Below are 19,042 nucleotides of genomic sequence, written 5' to 3'. Positions count from 1 at the left end.
AGTGCGGCCTGGACAGTGCGGCCTGATGCCCTCACCCCGGCCCTCTCCCACAGGGAGAGGGAGAAAACAAATTTTGAGAGATTTCTTCTTTCACAGACCGGTGGAAGAAAAGAGAATCGGGCCTTTGCGCCTGAAAGTTGCGGAGAAAAAGCATGGCGGGGAATGACCGCGAGCCAATAGGACGTAAGGGAAGACCAACGCGTCCGGCGAAAGAAAAGGTAAGCCGTCGTCGCCTCAGAGATGAGGACTATGACGATGACTATGAAGACGATTATGAGGATGAAGAACCGATGCCGCGCAAAGGAAAAGGCAAAGGGCGTAAGCCTCGGGGCAAACGCGGCTGGTTCTGGCTGCTGCTGAAGCTGTTTATTGTTTTTGTTGTGCTGATGGCGATCTACGGCGTGTATCTGGATCAGAAGATCCGCAGCCGTATCGACGGTAAAGTCTGGCAGTTACCTGCGGCGGTGTATGGCCGTATGGTGAACCTTGAGCCGGATATGTCCATCAGTAAGAACGAGATGGTCAAACTGCTGGAAGCCACGCAGTATCGCCAGGTATCGAAAATGACGCGGCCTGGCGAATTTACCGTGCAGGCAAACAGCATTGAGATGATCCGCCGTCCGTTTGACTTCCCGGACAGCAAAGAGGGGCAGGTGCGCGCGCGTCTGACCTTTGACGGCGATCGTCTGGATACCATTGAGAACATGGATAACAACCGTCAGTTCGGTTTCTTCCGTCTCGATCCCCGTCTGATCACCATGCTCTCATCAGCAAACGGCGAACAGCGTCTGTTTGTGGCGCGTAACGGCTTCCCGGATCTGCTGGTGGACACCCTGCTGGCAACCGAAGACCGTCACTTCTACGAGCACGATGGCATTAGCCTCTACTCGATTGGCCGTGCGGTTCTGGCTAACCTCACTGCGGGGCGTACCGTGCAGGGGGCAAGTACGCTTACTCAGCAGCTGGTGAAGAACCTGTTCCTCTCCAGCGAACGCTCTTACTGGCGTAAAGCTAACGAAGCGTACATGGCCGTGCTGATGGATGCGCGCTACAGCAAGGATCGTATCCTTGAGCTGTACATGAACGAGGTGTACCTCGGTCAGAGCGGCGATAACGAAATCCGCGGCTTCCCGCTGGCGAGTCTGTATTACTTTGGTCGTCCGGTCGAAGAGCTAAGTCTGGACCAGCAGGCGCTGCTGGTGGGCATGGTGAAAGGGGCGTCCATCTACAACCCATGGCGTAACCCGAAACTGGCGCTGGAACGTCGTAACCTGGTACTGCGTCTGCTGCAACAACAGCAGGTGATTGACCAGGAGCTTTACGACATGCTGAGCGCGCGTCCGCTGGGCGTTCAGCCGCGCGGTGGGGTGATCTCGCCTCAGCCGGCGTTTATGCAACTGGTGCGTCAGGAGCTGCAGAGCAAGCTGGGTGATAAAGTGAAAGATCTTTCCGGCGTGAAGATCTTCACCACCTTCGACTCCGTGGCGCAGGATGCGGCAGAAAAAGCGGCGGTGGAAGGCATTCCGGCACTGAAGAAACAGCGTAAGCTCTCCGATCTTGAAACCGCGATGGTGGTGGTTGACCGTAACAGCGGTGAAGTTCGCGCGATGGTGGGCGGGGCTGAGCCGCAGTTTGCGGGTTACAACCGTGCCATGCAGGCGCGTCGTTCGATCGGTTCTCTGGCAAAACCGGCGACCTATCTCACTGCCCTGAGTCAGCCAAATCAGTATCGCCTGAATACCTGGATTGCGGATGCGCCGATCTCCCTGCGTCAGCCTAACGGTCAGGTCTGGTCACCGCAGAACGATGATAAACAGTTCAGCGGCCAGGTGATGCTGGTGGATGCGTTAACGCGTTCCATGAACGTGCCAACGGTCAATCTGGGGATGTCGCTGGGCCTGCCGGCCATTGTCGACACCTGGCAGAAACTCGGCGTGTCGAAAGATCAGCTGCACCCGGTGCCTGCGATGATCCTCGGTGCGCTTAACCTGACGCCGATCGAAGTGGCGCAGGCGTTCCAGACCATTGCCAGCGGCGGTAACCGTGCACCGCTGTCAGCGCTGCGTTCGGTGATTGCCGAGGATGGCTCCGTACTGTATCAGAGCTTCCCGCAGGCGGAGCGTGCCGTTCCTGCTCAGGCTGCCTATATGACGCTGTGGACGATGCAGCAGGTTGTGCAGCGCGGCACCGGGCGTCAGCTGGGGGCGAAGTATCCGGGTCTGCATCTGGCGGGTAAAACCGGGACCACCAACAACAACGTTGATACCTGGTTCGCCGGTATTGACGGGCGTGAAGTGGTGATCACCTGGGTAGGCCGCGATAATAACCAGCCGACCAAGCTGTACGGTGCGAGCGGGGCGATGTCGATTTACCAGCGCTATCTGGCTAATCAGTCTCCGGTTCCGCTGAACCTGGTTGCGCCGGAAGACATCGTTGATATGGGCGTGGACAGCTCCGGTAACTTCGTCTGCGGCGGCGGGATGCGTACCCTGCCAGTCTGGACCACAAACCCGGACTCGCTGTGCCAGCAAAGCCAGCCAGAACAACCAACCGGTAACCCGTTTGAGCAGTCTTCTCAGCCACAGCAGCCGCAGCAGCAACAGCCGCAGCAGCAGAATGAGAAGAAAGACAGCGACGGTGTCGCAGGCTGGATTAAAGATATGTTCGGCGGTAACTAATCGCCTCAGGTCCCCCCGCAAGGGGGGATTTTTTTACCCATTCCCCCCATTTTTTTAACCCTCTTTTTAATACTGATTAACCCTTCGTTTTCTCCTGGTTATTTCTTAAACCCTTAATTCTCGTAGGGCCGCGTACTGCTTGCTTTGCAGCCAACGTTTCGCCTATTATGCTGCGGTCATAATAATAATTCTCGTTTACGTTATCATTCACTTTTCCATCAGAGATACACCATGGCGCTTTCCAATACTGCTCAGCCAATTAACACGTCGCTGCGTAAAATCGCGGTCGTTGTAGCCACAGCGGTTGCCGGCATGTCGGCTTATACTCATGCTGCCGAAACCCCTAAAAAAGAAGAAACCATTACGGTAACCGCAGCACCAGCGGCACAGGAGAGTGCCTGGGGTCCGGCTGCAACCATCGCAGCGAGACAATCCGCGACCGGGACCAAAACGGATACCCCCATCCAAAAGGTACCGCAGTCAATTTCTGTAGTAACAGCTGAAGAGATGGCGCTGCATCAGCCGCGCTCGGTTAAAGAAGCTCTGAGTTACACGCCAGGCGTTGCGGTAGGCACCCGTGGTGCATCCAACACCTATGACTATTTGATTATCCGTGGCTTTGCGGCTGATGGTCAGACACAAAATAACTACCTCGATGGCATGAAAATGCAGGGGAACTTCTATAACGACGCGGTGATCGATCCTTATATGCTGGAGCGCGCCGAGATCATGCGCGGTCCGGTTTCCGTTCTGTATGGCAAAAGCAGCCCTGGTGGCTTGCTGAATATGGTAAGTAAGCGCCCAACCACCGAGCCGCTGAAAGAGATCCAGTTCAAAGTAGGTACGGATAGCCTGTTCCAGACCGGGTTTGATTTTAGTGATGCCATCGACGACGACGGCGTTTACTCTTATCGCTTAACGGGTGTAGCGCGCTCTAATAACGCTCAGCAGGAGCGTGCAGAAGAGCAGCGTTATGCCATCGCGCCATCTTTCTCCTGGCGTCCTGATGAGAAGACGACCTTTACGTTCCTCTCTTATTTCCAGAACGAGCCTGAAACAGGTTACTACGGCTGGTTACCGAAAGAGGGGACGGTCGATCCGTTGCCAAACGGCGATCGTCTGCCGACTGACTTCAACGAGGGCGCGAAGAACAATACCTATTCCCGTAACCAGAAAATGGTGGGATATAGCTTCGACCACGAATTCAACGATACCTTTACCGTGCGCCAGAACCTGCGCTTTGCCGAGAATAAAACCTCGCAAAACAGTGTTTACGGTTATGGCGTCTGCACCGATCCGGCGAATGCAGGCAACAAACAGTGTGCGGCGCTGTCCCCTGCTGATAAAGGGCATTATCTGGCGCGTAAATACGTTGTCGATAATGAAAAACTGCAGAACTTCACCGTTGATACTCAGCTGCAAAGCAAATTCGCTACTGGCGAGGTGGATCACATTCTGCTGACCGGCGTTGACTTTATGCGCATGCGGAATGACATCAACTCCTGGTTCGGTTATGACGACTCGGTTCCGCTGCTGGATCTTTATCATCCTGTGAACAGCGATTTTGATTTCGGTGCAAAAGATCCGGCTAACTCAGGTCCTTACCAGGTCCTGAACCGCCAGAAGCAGACCGGTCTTTATGTTCAGGATCAGGCGCAGTGGGATAAAGTGCTGGTCACGTTGGGCGGCCGTTATGACTGGGCCGATCAGGAGTCCTATAACCGTGTGTTCAATACCACGTCCAAACGTGATGACACCCAGTTTACCTGGCGTGGCGGTGTTAACTACCTGTTTGATAACGGTGTAACCCCGTACTTTAGCTACAGCGAATCGTTTGAACCGGCTTCGCAGACTGATGCTCAGGGTAAACTGTTCTCTCCGTCTAAAGGCAAGCAGTACGAAGCGGGCGTGAAATACGTTCCGGACGATCGTCCGATTGTCGTCACCGGTGCGTTGTACCAGTTAACCAAAACCAACAACCTGATGGCGGACCCGGCGGGCTCCATCTTCTCGGTTGAGGGCGGTGAAATCCGTGCCCGTGGCGTAGAGCTGGAAGCGAAAGCTGCACTGTCTGCGAGCGTTAACGTTGTCGGCTCCTATACCTACACCGATGCGGAATACACCACCGATACCAATTACAAAGGCAACACGCCTGCACAGGTTCCGAAACATATGGCATCGTTGTGGGGTGATTACACCCTCTTTGATGGCGCGCTTTCCGGCCTGACGTTGGGTACCGGCGTGCGTTATACCGGTTCAAGCTATGGCGATGCGGCGAACTCCTTCAAAGTGGGCAGCTATACCGTCGTCGATGCGCTGGTCCGATACGATCTGGCTCGCGTTGGTATGGCCGGTTCGAACGTGGCGCTGCACGTGAATAACCTGTTCGATCGTGAGTACGTTGCCAGCTGCTTCAACACCTACGGTTGCTTCTGGGGTGCTGAACGTCAGGTTGTTGCCACCGCGACCTTCCGCTTCTAACCGCTCCTTGGGCACGGTTCGCCGTGCCCTTTTTATTTAAGTTGGCTGATATGCAGGATAATCAAACGCAACCCGACACCACCTTTACGCTCAACCATCTCTCCTTTCGCGTACCCGGACGCACGCTGCTGCATCCGCTCTCTCTGACGTTTCCGGCTGGTAAAGTCACGGGCCTGATTGGTCACAACGGCTCCGGTAAATCCACGCTGCTCAAAATGCTGGGCCGTCATCAGCCGCCTTCAGAAGGCGACATTCTGCTGGACAACCAACCGCTGGAGAGCTGGAGCAGTAAAGCCTTCGCGCGTAAAGTGGCCTATCTGCCGCAGCAGCTGCCGCAGGCGGAAGGGATGACGGTACGCGAGCTGGTGGCCATTGGGCGTTATCCCTGGCATGGCGCGCTGGGGCGCTTCGGCGTTGCCGACAGGGAGAAAGTGGAAGAGGCGATTGCGCTGGTGGGACTAAAACCGCTGGCGCACCGGCTGGTGGATAGCCTCTCCGGCGGAGAGCGTCAGCGCGCGTGGATTGCGATGCTGGTGGCGCAGGACAGCCGCTGCCTGCTGCTCGACGAGCCGACCTCCGCGCTGGATATTGCCCACCAGGTCGACGTGCTGGCGCTGGTGCATCGCTTAAGTCAGCAGCGGGGTTTGACGGTGATTGCGGTCCTGCATGATATCAATATGGCCGCGCGTTATTGTGACTACCTTGTCGCGCTACGTGGTGGCGAGATGATTGCACAGGGCTCGCCGTCCGAGCTGATGCGCAGTGAAACGCTGGAACGTATTTACGGTATTCCTATGGGGATTCTGCCTCACCCGGCCGGGGCTGCGCCGGTGAGCTTTGTATACTGATGCTGAATAACATACTTATCAGCCGCCGCCGCCTGCTGACGGCGATGGCGCTCTCACCGCTGCTGTTAAAAATGACGCCGGCGCGCGCTGCCGCCGTCGATCCGCACCGTATTGTGGCCCTGGAGTGGCTGCCGGTCGAGCTGATGATGGCGCTCGGCGTTACGCCCTACGGCGTGGCGGATATTCCCAATTACACCCTGTGGGTGAATGAGCCGAAACTGCCGGACTCGGTGATCGACGTCGGCCTGCGTACCGAACCAAACCTCGAGCTGCTCACCCAGATGAAACCGTCATACCTGTTCTGGTCGGCGGGCTACGGTCCATCTGAAGAGGTCATGGCACGCATTGCGCCAGGACGCGGATTCGCATTCAGCGACGGTAAAAAACCGCTGAGCGTGGCGAAAAACTCGATTAACGAGATGGCGCATTTCCTCAACCGCGAGGCCGAGGCCAAACAGCATCTTCAGGAATTTGATGACCTGATAGCTACGTTAAAACCGCGTTTTGCGCGCCGGGGCGATCGCCCGCTGCTGATGGTGACGCTGCTGGATGCCCGCCATATGCTGGTCTTTGGTAAAAACTGCCTGTTCCAGGAAGTGCTCGACAGTTTTGGCATCCGTAATGCCTGGGAAGGGGAGATGACGTTCTGGGGCAGCACCGCCGTGGGTATCGACCGCCTGGCGGCGTTTCGTGATGTGGATGTGCTCTGTTTTGACCACGGGAACGAACGTGACATGCAGACGCTGATGGCGACACCGCTGTGGCAGGCGATGCCGTTTGTGCGTGAGCAGCGCTTCCAGCGCGCTCCGGCGGTCTGGTTCTACGGCGCGACGCTGTCAGCCATGCACTTTGCCCGGGTGCTGGATAACGCGCTGGGAGGTAAAGCATGAGCAAGCGTATCGCCCGCTTCCCGGCGTTGCTTTTGGCCGTACTTTTCCTCGCCGCGCTGGGGTTAACCTGGTTCAACCTCTCGGCAGCGCTGCCGCGTGGACAGTGGGGCGGCGCGCTGGCCGCACCGGATATTGATAACATTCAGCAGATGCTGTTCCACTACAGTCTGCTGCCGCGTCTGGCGATCTCGCTCCTGGTGGGGGCCGGTTTGGGGCTGGTGGGCGTTCTGTTCCAGCAGGTTTTACGTAATCCACTGGCGGAGCCCACGACGCTCGGCGTCGCGACCGGCGCGCAGCTTGGGATCACGGTCATCACGCTGTGGTCCCTGCCGGGGGCGCTGGCCTCGCAGTTTGCCGCACTCGCGGGGGCGTGCGTGGTGGGGGCGCTGGTCTTTGGCGTGGCCTGGGGCAAACGCCTCTCCCCCGTGACGCTGATTCTGGCCGGGCTGGTGGTGAGCCTCTATTGCGGGGCGATTAACCAGTTACTGGTGCTGTTCCACCACGATCGGCTGCAAAGCATGTTCCTGTGGAGTACCGGCACGCTCACCCAGACCGACTGGAGCGTCGTGCAGCGTCTGTGCCCACAGCTGGCCGGCGGCACCGTACTGACGCTGTTGCTCCTGCGTCCACTCACGCTGATGGGACTGGATGATGGTGTGGCGCGTAATCTGGGGCTGGCGCTGTCGCTGGCGCGCCTGGCTGCATTGACGCTGGCGATTGTATTGAGTGCCCTGCTGGTGAACGCGGTTGGCATCATTGGGTTTATCGGCCTGTTTGCCCCGCTGCTGGCGAAAATGCTCGGGGCGCGTCGTTTGCTGGCGCGTCTGCTGCTGGCCGCGCTGATTGGGGCGCTGATCCTCTGGCTTTCCGATCAGCTGATTCTCTGGCTGGCGCGGGTGTGGCGGGAAGTCTCTACCGGGTCGGTCACGGCGCTTATCGGTGCGCCGCTTCTGCTCTGGCTGCTGCCGCGTCTGCGCAGCATGAGCGCGCCAGCGATGGATGCGGGCGATAAAGTTTCTGCTGAACGTCAGTCGGTGCTGTGGTTTAGCCTTGCCGGTCTGGCGGTGCTGGTTATCGCCTCGTTTACTGCGCTCGCTTTCGGGCGCGATGCGGCGGGCTGGCACTGGGCAACGGGCGAGTTGCTTAACGAATTGCTGCAGTGGCGCTGGCCGCGTATCTTCGCTGCGCTGATCGCCGGGGTGATGCTGGCGGTAGCGGGGTGTATCATTCAGCGTCTGACCGGCAACCCGATGGCGAGCCCGGAAGTGCTCGGGATCAGCTCTGGCGCCGCCTTTGGCGTGGTGTTGATGCTGTTCTTTGTACCGGGCAATGCGTTTGCCTGGCTGATGCCTGCCGGTAGTCTCGGTGCGGCGACCACGCTGATGATTATCCTCATTGCTGCCGGTCGCGGCGGATTTTCTCCGCACCGAATGCTGCTGGCCGGGATGGCGCTCAGCACCGCGTTTACGATGCTGCTGATGATGCTGCAGGCGAGCGGTGACCCGCGTATGGCGAAGATCCTGACCTGGATTTCCGGCTCAACGTACGGTGCTACCGGCAGCCAGGTTGTCTGGTCCGGGATCGTGATGATCGTGCTGCTGGCGATGGTCCCGCTGTGCCGTCGCTGGATGACCATTCTGCCGCTCGGCGGTGAAACCGCGCGTGCGGTGGGCATGGCGCTGACGCCAGCGCGTGTGGCTCTGCTGCTGCTGGCGGCGTGCCTGACGGCGACGGCCACCATGACGATCGGACCGCTGAGTTTTGTGGGATTAATGGCGCCGCATATTGCGAGAATGATGGGATTCCGCCGGACGATGCCGCATATTGTGATGTCTGCCCTCACGGGCGGGGTCATGCTGGTGTTTGCGGACTGGTGCGGAAGAATGGTGCTGTTCCCGTATCAGATCCCGGCGGGCCTGCTGTCGACCTTCATTGGTGCGCCGTATTTTATTTATCTGTTGAGAAAGCAGAGTCGGTAATAAAAGTAAACGGCAATCCTTAGATTGCCGTTTTAGTGTTTGCTCCCTCTCCCTGTGGGAGAGGGTTGGGGTGAGGGCATCAAGCTGCTCATCTTAGAGCTTCGCAAACACCTTACGCGCCGCGTCGATGGTGTTATTGATATCTTCTTTGCTGTGCGCCACGGACATAAAGCCTGCTTCGAACGCTGACGGCGCCAGGTAGACGCCTTCTTCCAGCATCAGGTGGAAGAAGCGCTTGAAGCGTTCGACGTCACATTTCACCACGTCCTGATAGCTGGTCACGGTTTTCGCATCGGTGAAGAAAATCCCGAACATGCCGCCCACGTGGTTCACAACCAGCGGAATACCGGCTTCTTCTGCCGCGTCAAGCAGTCCGTTTGCCAGCTGCGTGGTCAGCTCAGTCAGGGTTTCATGAATCCCCGGTTGAGCCACTTCGCTCAGGCAGGCAAAACCTGCCGCCATCGCAATCGGGTTACCGGAGAGCGTGCCTGCCTGGTAGACCGGGCCGGTTGGTGCCAGGGCTTCCATGACGTCCTTACGCCCACCAAATGCCCCGACCGGCATGCCGCCGCCGATGATTTTGCCAAGGCAAGTCAGATCTGGCTCAACGCCATAATAAGACTGGGCACCCGCCAGCGCCACACGGAAGCCGGTCATCACTTCGTCGATGATCAGCAGGGCGCCGAATTCATCGCACAGGGCACGCAGGCCCGGCAGGAAATCAGGCTGCGGTGGGATGCAGTTCATGTTACCCGCAACAGGCTCAACGATAATGCAGGCGATCTCCTGCGGATACTGCTCGAATGCCGCGCGAACGGAAGCCAGATCGTTGTAGGTGCAGGTCAGAGTATGTTTGGCGAAATCTGCCGGTACGCCAGGGGAGTTTGGCTGGCCGAGGGTCAGCGCGCCGGAGCCCGCTTTCACCAGCAGGCAGTCCGCATGACCATGGTAACAGCCTTCAAATTTGACGATCTTATCGCGGCCAGTGAAGCCGCGCGCCAGGCGGATGGCGCTCATGGTCGCTTCGGTACCGGAGTTCACCATACGCACCATGTCCATGGTGGGCACCAGCTCGGTGACCAGCTCCGCCATTTTCACTTCCATCTCGGTTGGCGCACCGAAGCTCAGGCCGCGCTGTGCGGCTTCGATCACCGCGTTACGGATAGCCGGGTGGTTGTGGCCCAGCACCATTGGGCCCCAGGAGCCGACATAATCGATATAGGCTTTGCCATCGACATCATACAGATACGCGCCGTCAGCACGTTCGATAAACAGCGGCGTACCGCCCACGCCGGTAAAGGCGCGCACAGGTGAGTTCACGCCACCCGGAATAAGCTCGCGGGCTGCACTGTAGAGGTTTTCAGACTTGCTCATGGCGTCGTTCCTGGTTCGTATAAAATGATTAAGCACACTATTCTAAGTGATCCGCGAAAGGTAATGAAATTTTTGCCCGTTTTCACGGCTAAACAATTGTTAAGTATTTTTCACGGGAAGATGCGACACACTCTGGTAAAATCCCTGCGGCTATTTGTATGACGAAAAGAAACGGTAATGAAAGCAGACCTCCCCACTTTCGAAGAACAGCAGTTCAGACGTGCCCAACACCGTATCAGCATCCGGCGGCTGATTAATCGCGATAAAACGCCGCTGGCAATTCTGCTCGCCGCTGCCGTGGTGGGTACTCTCGCGGGTCTGGTTGGTGTGGCGTTTGAAAAAGCGGTGAATGCCGTCCTCAACTGGCGAGTGGGAACCGTAGCCGGTTTCGCCGATAACCCCTGGCTGGTCTGGGCTGGGGCATTCTGGCTCTCTGCGCTGTTTGCCATGGTGGGCTATTTTCTGGTGCGCAAATTTGCGCAGGAGGCGGGGGGCTCGGGCATCCCGGAAATTGAAGGTGCGCTGGAGGAGTTACGCCCGGTGCGCTGGTGGCGGGTGATCCCGGTGAAATTTATCGGTGGTATGGGAACCCTCGGTGCGGGGATGGTGCTGGGACGTGAGGGACCGACCGTACAGCTGGGCGGGAACGTCGGGCGTATGGTGGGGGACCTGTTTCGGATGCGCAGCGCGGAAGCGCGCCATACGCTGCTGGCCACCGGTGCGGCAGCGGGGCTTTCAGCCGCGTTCAACGCGCCGCTGGCGGGGATTTTATTCATCATTGAAGAGATGCGCGCCCAGTTCCGCTACAACCTGATCTCCATAAAAGCGGTCTTTACCGGCGTCATTATGTCGAGCATTGTTTTTCGCATTTTTAATGGCGAAAGCCCGGTGATCGAAGTGGGGAAACTGACCAATGCGCCGGTGAATACGCTGTGGCTTTACCTGATCCTCGGCATGATTTTTGGCGTGGTGGGCCCGCTGTTTAATATCTTTATTTTACGCGCTCAGGATTGGTTCCAGCGTATTCACGGTGGGGATACAACCAAATGGGTTCTCATGGGCGGCCTGCTGGGCGGGATGTGCGGGGTGCTCGGCTTTATTGAACCGAACGCCGCCGGCGGCGGGTTCGGGCTGATCCCGATTGCGGCTGCGGGGAACTTCAGCGTGGGCCTGCTGCTGTTTATGTTTATCTCCCGTGTCATCACCACGGTGCTCTGTTTTTCTTCCGGTGCGCCCGGCGGGATATTCGCCCCGATGCTGGCGCTGGGAACGCTGCTCGGCACTGCCTTTGGCATGGCGGCCGAGGCCGGTTTTCCGGCATACCATCTGGAAGCTGGCACCTTTGCGATTGCCGGAATGGGGGCGCTGCTGGCGGCGTCCCTGCGTGCGCCGTTGACCGGGATCGTGCTGGTGCTGGAGATGACGGACAATTACCAGCTCATTTTGCCAATGATCATTACCTGTCTCGGCGCGACACTATTAGCCCAATTCCTGGGTGGAAAACCGCTATACTCCACCATCCTTGCGCATACTCTGGCAAAACAAGAGGCTGAACGGGCCGCAACGCAGAATACTTGAATGAATTACCAGGGTATTAGATAATGACACAAAGAATTGGGTGAATTTTACCCAATAGCAGTAGCAGTATTCATGGGAGCATAAGATGAGTGATGATGTAGCTGTGCCGCTGGAATTTACCGAAGCAGCAGCCAACAAAGTGAAAACCCTGATTGCCGACGAAGACAATCCGGATCTGAAACTGCGTGTCTATATTACCGGTGGCGGCTGCAGCGGCTTCCAGTATGGTTTTACTTTTGACGATCAGGTCAACGATGGCGATATGACTATCGAGAAGCAGGGTGTTGCACTGGTGGTTGACCCGATGAGCCTGCAATATCTGGTGGGCGGTTCGGTGGATTATACCGAAGGCCTGGAAGGTTCGCGCTTTGTGGTGACCAACCCGAATGCGACAAGCACCTGCGGGTGTGGTTCTTCGTTCAGTATTTAAGAGGGTGCGGGCTGATGCCCTCACCCCGGTCCTCTCCCACAGGGAGAGGGAGAAAAGACTAAAAACGGTAACCTTGCGGTTACCGTTTTGCGTTTACCTGTCATCCAGCGCAAACGTCGGCAGCTTCAGATGCCAGCGTATCGCCGCTAAACGTATCACCAGGGTCACGACCATTCCCAGCATCGCTGCATTTTCCAGTGGGATCGCAAAGGTGTAATACGCGGTCGCGTGAACAATGCCGCCCGCAATACAGGCCGTTGCGTATATTTCAGTACGCAGGATCATCGGCACTTCACGCGCCAGAATGTCGCGTATGATCCCGCCGCCCACGCCGGTTAATACGCCCATGCAGATCGCCACCATCGGGCCGGTACCCGCATTAAACGCCTTGTTTACGCCGATCCCGACAAACACGGCCAGGCCCACCGCATCCAGTACCGGCAGTATCCATTTCGGTAATCGGCGAGGCTGACGAACCAGCACAATGGTTAACAGGCAGGTGACCATCGCCACCACCAGATCGGTCGGATCTTTTACCCAAAATACCGGGCCATTTGCCAGCGCCATATCACGGATAGTCCCACCTCCCACGGCGGTGACCACGCCCAGCACCAGCACGCCAAACGGATCCATGCGTAGTTTTCCGGCGAGCAGGACGCCGGAGATAGCAAAAACGGCTGTGCCAAGAATATCCAGCCAATAAACGAGCATCGTTAAATCCTCGAACGAATGTTAGTGACTCTCTGCCAGCGCGGCACAGAGCTGTTTTGCGGCGAGGATAATACGCGGGCTGGCGCGTTCAAACCAGTCGCTGTTGAGCGGGATCACCGGAATTTTTAGCTGCCTTTGCCAGAATTGTTCAATTTTAGGAATCTCGCTCGCATTTCCGACCACGACGATAGCCTGTGGCTGGCGCGCCAGAACCTGTTCACGGCTTACCTGGGGCCACGGTACGCGGCTGGCCGCAAAAATATTCTCACCACCACAGACTTCCAGCACCTGGTTCTGAATCGATCCCTTTCCGGTGGTGAACAGCGGCTGGCTGCCAAACTGCAGGAAGATGCGTTTTTTCACTGGAGTGTCGTAGCGGGCTTTCAGCGCGGCATAGGCGCTGAGCATCTGTCTGGCGGCGTCGTCCGCCTTTTTGGGGGTAGGGCTATAGGGAGCCAGGGCGCGTAGCGCCTGCGCGACTTGTTCAATGCTCACCGCGTCAACCCACATCACTCTGATGCCAAGCGAGGTCAGCTGGTTGACCTGCCGCTCGGCGTTGCCGCCGCGCCAGGCCAGCACGAGATCCGGTTTAAGCGCCACGATGCGCTCAAGGTTCATCCCTTGCCAGGTTGCTACCTGTTCAATGCCCGCTGCCTGCGGGGGATAATCGGAAAAGCTGCTCACGCCAACGGGGGTAATGCCGGCGGCAAACGCCAGTTCCGTGTTCGCGGGGGAGAGCGTAATCACACGCGGTACCGCATAAAGCCACAGCGGTGCGAAAAGAAGCAGGGCGGCCAGCGCCCTGATGCTATGTTTAGCCACGTGCCAGAGTCTGCACCAGGCGTTCCACCATCACGGTGGACTGTTTTGCTGCAACGGTCAGGAACTCGTCGAAGCTGATGTGGGACTGCTGGTCAGCCACGTCAGAGATGGCGCGAACCACCACGAACGGCACGCTGAAGTTATGACAAACGTGAGCGATCGCGGTCGCTTCCATCTCAACGGCCACCGCCTGCGGGAAGTTATGGCGGATTTTCGCCAGACCCACGGAGCCATTGATAAACGCATCGCCGCTGACAATCAGGCCGCGTACCGCGTTGAGATTGAGCTCCGCAATGCAGGTTTCTGCCGCGGCAATCAGTTTGTCGTCAGCCTTGAATCCTGCCGGACAGCCCGGGAGCTGGCCGTACTCGTAGCCGAAGGCGGTCACGTCAGCATCGTGGTAGCGCGCTTCGTCGGAGACCACGATATCACCCACTTTCAGCGTCGGCGCCAGGCCACCTGCAGAGCCGGTATTAACGATCACGTCCGGCTTGCAGCGCTCAAGCAGCAGGGTTGCACCCAGCGCAGCAGCCACTTTACCGATGCCTGATTTCAGCAGAGCCACGTCAACACCGTTCAGCTGACCGGTGTAGATCTCACAACCCCCCAGAGAGAGTGTCTGACGGTTCTCAATTTTGTCACGCAGCAGCGTAACTTCTTCTTCCATTGCACCAATAATGCCGATTTTCATAGATTTACTCGCGATGTGCCTTGTTAAGATGCATAGTCTATCATGCGGTTAAGGGGAAACGCATTCTCAGGCGGGGGAGCACATGTCACCAATCGATTTTCGCACCAAAATTAACTGGCACCGACGTTTCCGTTCGCCGCAGGGCGACAAGAGCGAACATGAGATCCTGCGTATCTTCGAAAGCGATCGCGGACGGATCATCAATTCGCCCGCCATCCGTCGTCTGCAGCAAAAGACTCAGGTGTTTCCACTTGAGCGTAATGCCGCGGTGCGCACGCGCCTGACCCACTCCATGGAAGTGCAGCAGGTGGGGCGCTATATTGCCAAAGAGGTGTTGAGCCGCCTGAAAGAACAGCGTTTGCTGGAAACCTATGGTCTGGACGAACTGACGGGCCCTTTCGAAAGCATCGTTGAGATGGCCTGCCTGATGCATGACATCGGCAATCCGCCTTTCGGTCACTTTGGTGAGGCGGCAATTAATGACTGGTTTAAACAACGGCTGTACCCCTCGGATGCGGTCAGTCAGCCCCTCAGCGATGACCGCTGCATCGTACGCGATCTTCGCCTGCGTGAAGGTGAAGAGGGGTTGAACGATCTGCGGCGTAAAGTGCGCCAGGATCTCTGTCATTTCGAGGGTAATGCACAGGGCATCCGGCTGGTCCATTCACTGATGCGTATGAACCTGACATGGGCCCAGGTCGGCTGCATCCTGAAATATACCCGCCCCGCCTGGTGGATGGGGGAGACGCCTGCGTCCCACAGCTATTTAATGAAAAAACCGGGCTATTACCTTTCTGAAGAGGCCTATATTGAACGGCTGCGTAAAGAACTCTCTTTGACGCCAAACGGCCGCTTTCCATTGACCTGGATTATGGAAGCCGCGGACGATATTTCCTATTGCGTGGCCGATCTGGAAGACGCCGTTGAGAAAAGAATCTTCAGCGTCGAGGAACTTTATCAGCATCTTTATGCGGCCTGGGGGACCCATGAAAAAGGGTCGCTGTTTGCGCAGGTTGTCGAAAATGCCTGGGAAAAATCACGCTCAAATACATTAAGCCGCAGTACGGAAGATCAATTCTTTATGTATTTGCGGGTCAATACATTAAATAAACTGGTGCCGTATGCGGCGTCGCGCTTTATTGATAATTTACCGCTGATTTTCGACGGGGAATTCAATCATGCGCTGCTGGAAGATGACAGTAGTTTCAGTCAACTGCTCGAACTTTATAAACATGTGGCGATGCGGCATGTGTTCAGCCATCCGGATGTTGAACAGTTAGAGCTGCAGGGCTACCGGGTAATCAGTGGGTTACTGGAAATTTATTCCCCGTTGCTTCAGCTGTCGGTCGACGAGTTCAGTGAGCTGGTGGAACACGAACGCGTGCGCCGAATACCTATTGAATCGCGACTTTATCAGAAACTCTCTACCCGTCATCGTCTGGCGTATGTCGAAGCGATGAGCAAGCTGGATCGCCATTCTCCTCAATGGCCGGTGATGGAATATTATTATCGCTGCCGTCTTATCCAGGACTATATCAGCGGCATGACCGACCTGTATGCCTGGGATGAATACCGCAAGCTCATGGCGGTGGAATAACCCCGGAGTTTTGTAAAGACGACCAATAAATTTTTACCTTTTCCATAAACTTATCGCCGGAACTAAGCGGTATAAAATGAATCTGAGTTACACAGCAATTTTGCGTTACCTGTAAATCGAGATTGAGAAACATGAAAAAAACCACATTAGCAATGAGTGCACTGGCTCTGAGTTTAGGTTTAGCGCTGTCTCCTCTGACTGCTACTGCAGCCGAGACCGCGTCGTCGGCAGCAACCGCGCAGCAGATGCCAAGCCTGGCACCGATGCTCGAAAAAGTGATGCCATCGGTGGTGAGTATTAACGTTGAGGGTAGCACGACCGTCAATACGCCGCGCATGCCGCGTAACTTCCAGCAGTTCTTCGGCGACAACTCGCCATTCTGCCAGGACGGTTCACCTTTCCAGAGCTCTCCGTTCTGTCAGGGCGGTGGCGCAGGGGATGACAGCCAGGGCGGCGGCCAGCAACAGAAATTCATGGCGCTTGGCTCGGGGGTCATTATTGATGCAGCGAAAGGCTACGTCGTGACCAACAACCACGTTGTTGATAACGCTAACAGCATTAAAGTTCAGCTCAGCGATGGCCGTAAATTCGACGCTAAAGTGGTCGGTAAAGATCCGCGCTCTGATATCGCGCTGATCCAGATTCAGGATCCGAAAAACCTGACGGCGATTAAGATTGCCGACTCCGACGCACTGCGCGTGGGTGACTATACCGTCGCGATCGGTAACCCGTTCGGTCTGGGCGAAACGGTGACCTCCGGTATCGTCTCTGCCCTGGGGCGCAGTGGCCTGAATGCCGAAAACTATGAAAACTTCATCCAGACGGATGCGGCGATCAACCGCGGTAACTCCGGCGGCGCGCTGGTCAACCTGAACGGCGAACTGATCGGTATCAACACCGCGATCCTGGCCCCGGACGGCGGCAACATCGGTATCGGCTTTGCGATCCCAAGTAACATGGTGAAAAACCTGACCGCGCAGATGGTGCAGTATGGCCAGGTGAAACGCGGTGAGCTGGGTATCCTCGGTACGGAGTTGAACTCCGAACTGGCGAAGGCGATGAAGGTTGACGCCCAGCGCGGGGCATTCGTCAGCCAGGTGATGCCGAACTCCTCTGCCGCTAAAGCGGGCATTAAAGCGGGGGATGTGATCACCTCTCTGAACGGTAAACCGATCAGCAGCTTTGCTGCCCTGCGTGCGGAAGTGGGTTCCATGCCGATTGGCAGTAAAGTCACCCTCGGCCTGTTGCGCGACGGCAAGGCGGTTAACGTCAGCCTGGAGCTGCAGCAGAGCAGCCAGAATCAGGTTGATTCCAGCACCATCTTCAGCGGGATTGAAGGTGCCGAGATGAGCAACAAAGGGGCAGATAAAGGCGTGGTAGTGAATAACGTAAAAGCGAATTCACCGGCAGCCCGTATCGGCCTGAAGAAAGGCGATGTGATCATGGGCGCTAACCAGCAGCCGGTGAAAAACATCGCGGAACTGCGCAAAATTCTCGACAGCAAGCCTTCCGTGCTGGCGCTCAATATCCAGCGTGGTGACACCTCTATTTACCTGCTGATGCAGTAATCCTCTTAAGCCCCTGTACGCGGGGCTTTCTCGTTTCTGTGACCCTTTCCACAAGTCCATACTTCTCTCCCCGGCTTTGTGCATCTGCACAATGCGACCCTAATGGAACTCCCCTATGCTTGAGCTCTGCTCACAGGAGGGTTACATGGCTGGCTGGCATCTTGATACCAAAATGGCGCAGGATATTGTGGCGCGCACCATGCGCATCATCGATACCAATATCAACGTAATGGATGCCCGCGGGCGCATTATAGGTAGCGGCGATCGTGAACGGATTGGGGAATTGCACGAAGGTGCGCTGCTGGTGCTTTCCCAGGGGCGGGTCGTGGATATCGACGATGCGGTAGCAAAACATCTTCACGGTGTTCGTCAGGGTATTAATTTACCGCTGCGCCTGGAAGGGGAAATTGTTGGCGTTATTGGCCTGACCGGGGAACCGGAGTCTCTGCGAAAATATGGCGAGCTGGTCTGTATGACGGCTGAAATGATGCTGGAGCAGTCGCGCCTGATGCACCTGCTGGCGCAGGACAGCCGCCTGCGCGAAGAGCTGGTGATGAATCTTATTCAGGCGGAAGAGCATACGCCTGCACTCAGTGAGTGGGCGCAGCGTCTGGGGATCGATCTGAACCAGCCGCGCGTGGTGGCGGTGATTGAGGTGGATAGCGGCCAGCTTGGCGTGGATAGCGCGATGGCGGAGCTGCAGCAGCTGCAAAATGCGCTGGCGACGCCGGAACGCAATAATCTGGTGGCGATTGTTTCTCTGACGGAAATGGTGGTGCTCAAACCGGCGCTTAATCAGTTTGGTCGCTGGGATGCGGAAGATCATCGCCGTCGTGTGGAGCAGCTGATTGCGCGTATGCAGGAGAATGGTCACCTGCGTTTTCGCGTTGCACTGGGAAATTACTTTACCGGGCCGGGCAGTATCGCCCGCTCGTGGCGGACTGCACGCACCACCATGATGGTGGGCAAACAGCGGATGCCGGAAAGCCGTAGTTACTTCTATCAGGATCTGATGTTGCCGGTGTTGCTCGACAGCCTGCGCGGCGGCTGGCAGGCCAACGAGCTGGCGCGCCCGTTGGCACGCCTGAAAGCGATGGACAATAACGGTCTGCTGCGCCGGACGTTACAGGCGTGGTTCCGTCATAACGTGCAGCCGCTGGCAACGTCGAAGGCGCTGTTTATTCACCGCAATACCCTGGAGTATCGGCTCAACCGGATTTCGGAACTGACGGGGTTAGATCTGGGGAATTTCGACGACAGGTTGCTGCTGTATGTGGCGTTGCAGCTGGATGAACAGCGATGAGGGAGTGCAGTCTGATGCCCTTGTATGTTTAAAGTCACTTCAGTTACCCGTCAACAGACGGGTAAACTGTCACTGAGTTTGACCTGATGCCA

14 protein-coding genes are annotated in these 19,042 nt (G+C 57.0%); 10 read left to right on the top strand and 4 right to left on the bottom strand.

Annotation, left to right across the window (positions count from 1 at the left end):
• The first annotated feature begins 152 nt into the window (after positions 1–152).
• The 5 genes from mrcB (at position 153) to fhuB (ending at position 8,876) form a co-directional block, all read left to right on the top strand.
• Entirely contained in the window at positions 153–2,678 is a 2,526-nt protein-coding gene (gene mrcB / locus GM298_RS08885; protein ID WP_025756802.1) for a bifunctional glycosyl transferase/transpeptidase, read from the top strand.
• A 231-nt stretch (positions 2,679–2,909) separates the two neighbouring features.
• Positions 2,910–5,159: a ferrichrome porin FhuA gene (fhuA, locus tag GM298_RS08880; RefSeq protein ID WP_025756803.1), complete on the top strand. Its 2,250-nt coding sequence runs from the start codon at positions 2,910–2,912 to the stop codon at positions 5,157–5,159.
• A gap of 50 nt (positions 5,160–5,209) precedes the next feature.
• Complete coding sequence (gene fhuC / locus GM298_RS08875; RefSeq protein WP_045285869.1) at positions 5,210–6,007, top strand: Fe3+-hydroxamate ABC transporter ATP-binding protein FhuC; 798 nt, start codon at positions 5,210–5,212, stop codon at positions 6,005–6,007.
• Complete coding sequence (gene fhuD, locus GM298_RS08870) at positions 6,007–6,897, top strand: Fe(3+)-hydroxamate ABC transporter substrate-binding protein FhuD (protein ID WP_266153975.1); 891 nt, start codon at positions 6,007–6,009, stop codon at positions 6,895–6,897. The genes fhuC and fhuD overlap by 1 nt, the downstream gene beginning before the upstream one ends.
• Positions 6,894–8,876, top strand: a complete 1,983-nt coding sequence (gene fhuB, locus GM298_RS08865) for a Fe(3+)-hydroxamate ABC transporter permease FhuB (RefSeq protein WP_266153974.1) — start codon at positions 6,894–6,896, stop codon at positions 8,874–8,876. The genes fhuD and fhuB overlap by 4 nt, the downstream gene beginning before the upstream one ends.
• 93 nt (positions 8,877–8,969) lie before the next feature.
• Here the strand turns inward: fhuB and hemL are convergent, their stop codons facing one another.
• Positions 8,970–10,250, bottom strand: a complete 1,281-nt coding sequence (gene hemL, locus GM298_RS08860; protein WP_126800516.1) for a glutamate-1-semialdehyde 2,1-aminomutase — start codon at positions 10,248–10,250, stop codon at positions 8,970–8,972.
• Between the two features lie 177 nt (positions 10,251–10,427).
• On the opposite strand from hemL, the gene clcA reads away from it, so the two are divergent.
• Positions 10,428–11,828, top strand: coding sequence for a H(+)/Cl(-) exchange transporter ClcA (clcA, locus tag GM298_RS08855; RefSeq protein WP_045285872.1), 1,401 nt, complete (start codon positions 10,428–10,430; stop codon positions 11,826–11,828).
• Positions 11,829–11,913: 85 nt separating this feature from the next.
• Entirely contained in the window at positions 11,914–12,258 is a 345-nt protein-coding gene (gene erpA / locus GM298_RS08850; protein ID WP_008501923.1) for an iron-sulfur cluster insertion protein ErpA, read from the top strand.
• Positions 12,259–12,351: 93 nt separating this feature from the next.
• Here the strand turns inward: erpA and GM298_RS08845 are convergent, their stop codons facing one another.
• From GM298_RS08845 to mtnN, 3 genes are read right to left on the bottom strand one after another with little or no spacing between them, the layout of a single operon-like run.
• A complete protein-coding gene (locus tag GM298_RS08845) occupies positions 12,352–12,969 on the bottom strand; it encodes a TRIC cation channel family protein (protein ID WP_025756809.1) in 618 nt (205 codons plus the stop codon).
• A 21-nt stretch (positions 12,970–12,990) separates the two neighbouring features.
• Positions 12,991–13,791 carry a vitamin B12 ABC transporter substrate-binding protein BtuF gene (gene btuF, locus GM298_RS08840; RefSeq protein ID WP_266153973.1) on the bottom strand — a complete coding sequence of 267 codons (801 nt, stop codon included), beginning with the start codon at positions 13,789–13,791 and terminating at the stop codon, positions 12,991–12,993.
• Positions 13,784–14,482, bottom strand: a complete 699-nt coding sequence (gene mtnN / locus GM298_RS08835; RefSeq protein ID WP_025756811.1) for a 5'-methylthioadenosine/S-adenosylhomocysteine nucleosidase — start codon at positions 14,480–14,482, stop codon at positions 13,784–13,786. The genes btuF and mtnN overlap by 8 nt, the downstream gene beginning before the upstream one ends.
• Positions 14,483–14,564: 82 nt before the next feature.
• Between mtnN and dgt the strand changes: the two genes are divergently transcribed.
• From dgt to cdaR, 3 genes are all read left to right on the top strand, one after another.
• Complete coding sequence (dgt, locus tag GM298_RS08830; RefSeq protein ID WP_047957782.1) at positions 14,565–16,079, top strand: dGTPase; 1,515 nt, start codon at positions 14,565–14,567, stop codon at positions 16,077–16,079.
• 131 nt (positions 16,080–16,210) lie between these two features.
• Positions 16,211–17,647 (top strand): serine endoprotease DegP, encoded by a 1,437-nt coding sequence (degP, locus tag GM298_RS08825; RefSeq protein ID WP_025756813.1) that lies wholly within the window; start codon positions 16,211–16,213, stop codon positions 17,645–17,647.
• Positions 17,648–17,792: 145 nt separating this feature from the next.
• Positions 17,793–18,950 carry a DNA-binding transcriptional regulator CdaR gene (gene cdaR / locus GM298_RS08820; protein ID WP_025756814.1) on the top strand — a complete coding sequence of 386 codons (1,158 nt, stop codon included), beginning with the start codon at positions 17,793–17,795 and terminating at the stop codon, positions 18,948–18,950.
• Positions 18,951–19,042: the final 92 nt, after the last annotated feature.

The sequence above is a fragment of the Enterobacter sp. HSTU-ASh6 genome, assembly GCF_026319105.1.
In the GTDB taxonomy this organism is placed as follows: Bacteria; Pseudomonadota; Gammaproteobacteria; order Enterobacterales; family Enterobacteriaceae; genus Enterobacter; species Enterobacter sichuanensis.
This window is presented reverse-complemented; position numbering and strand designations above follow the sequence as displayed.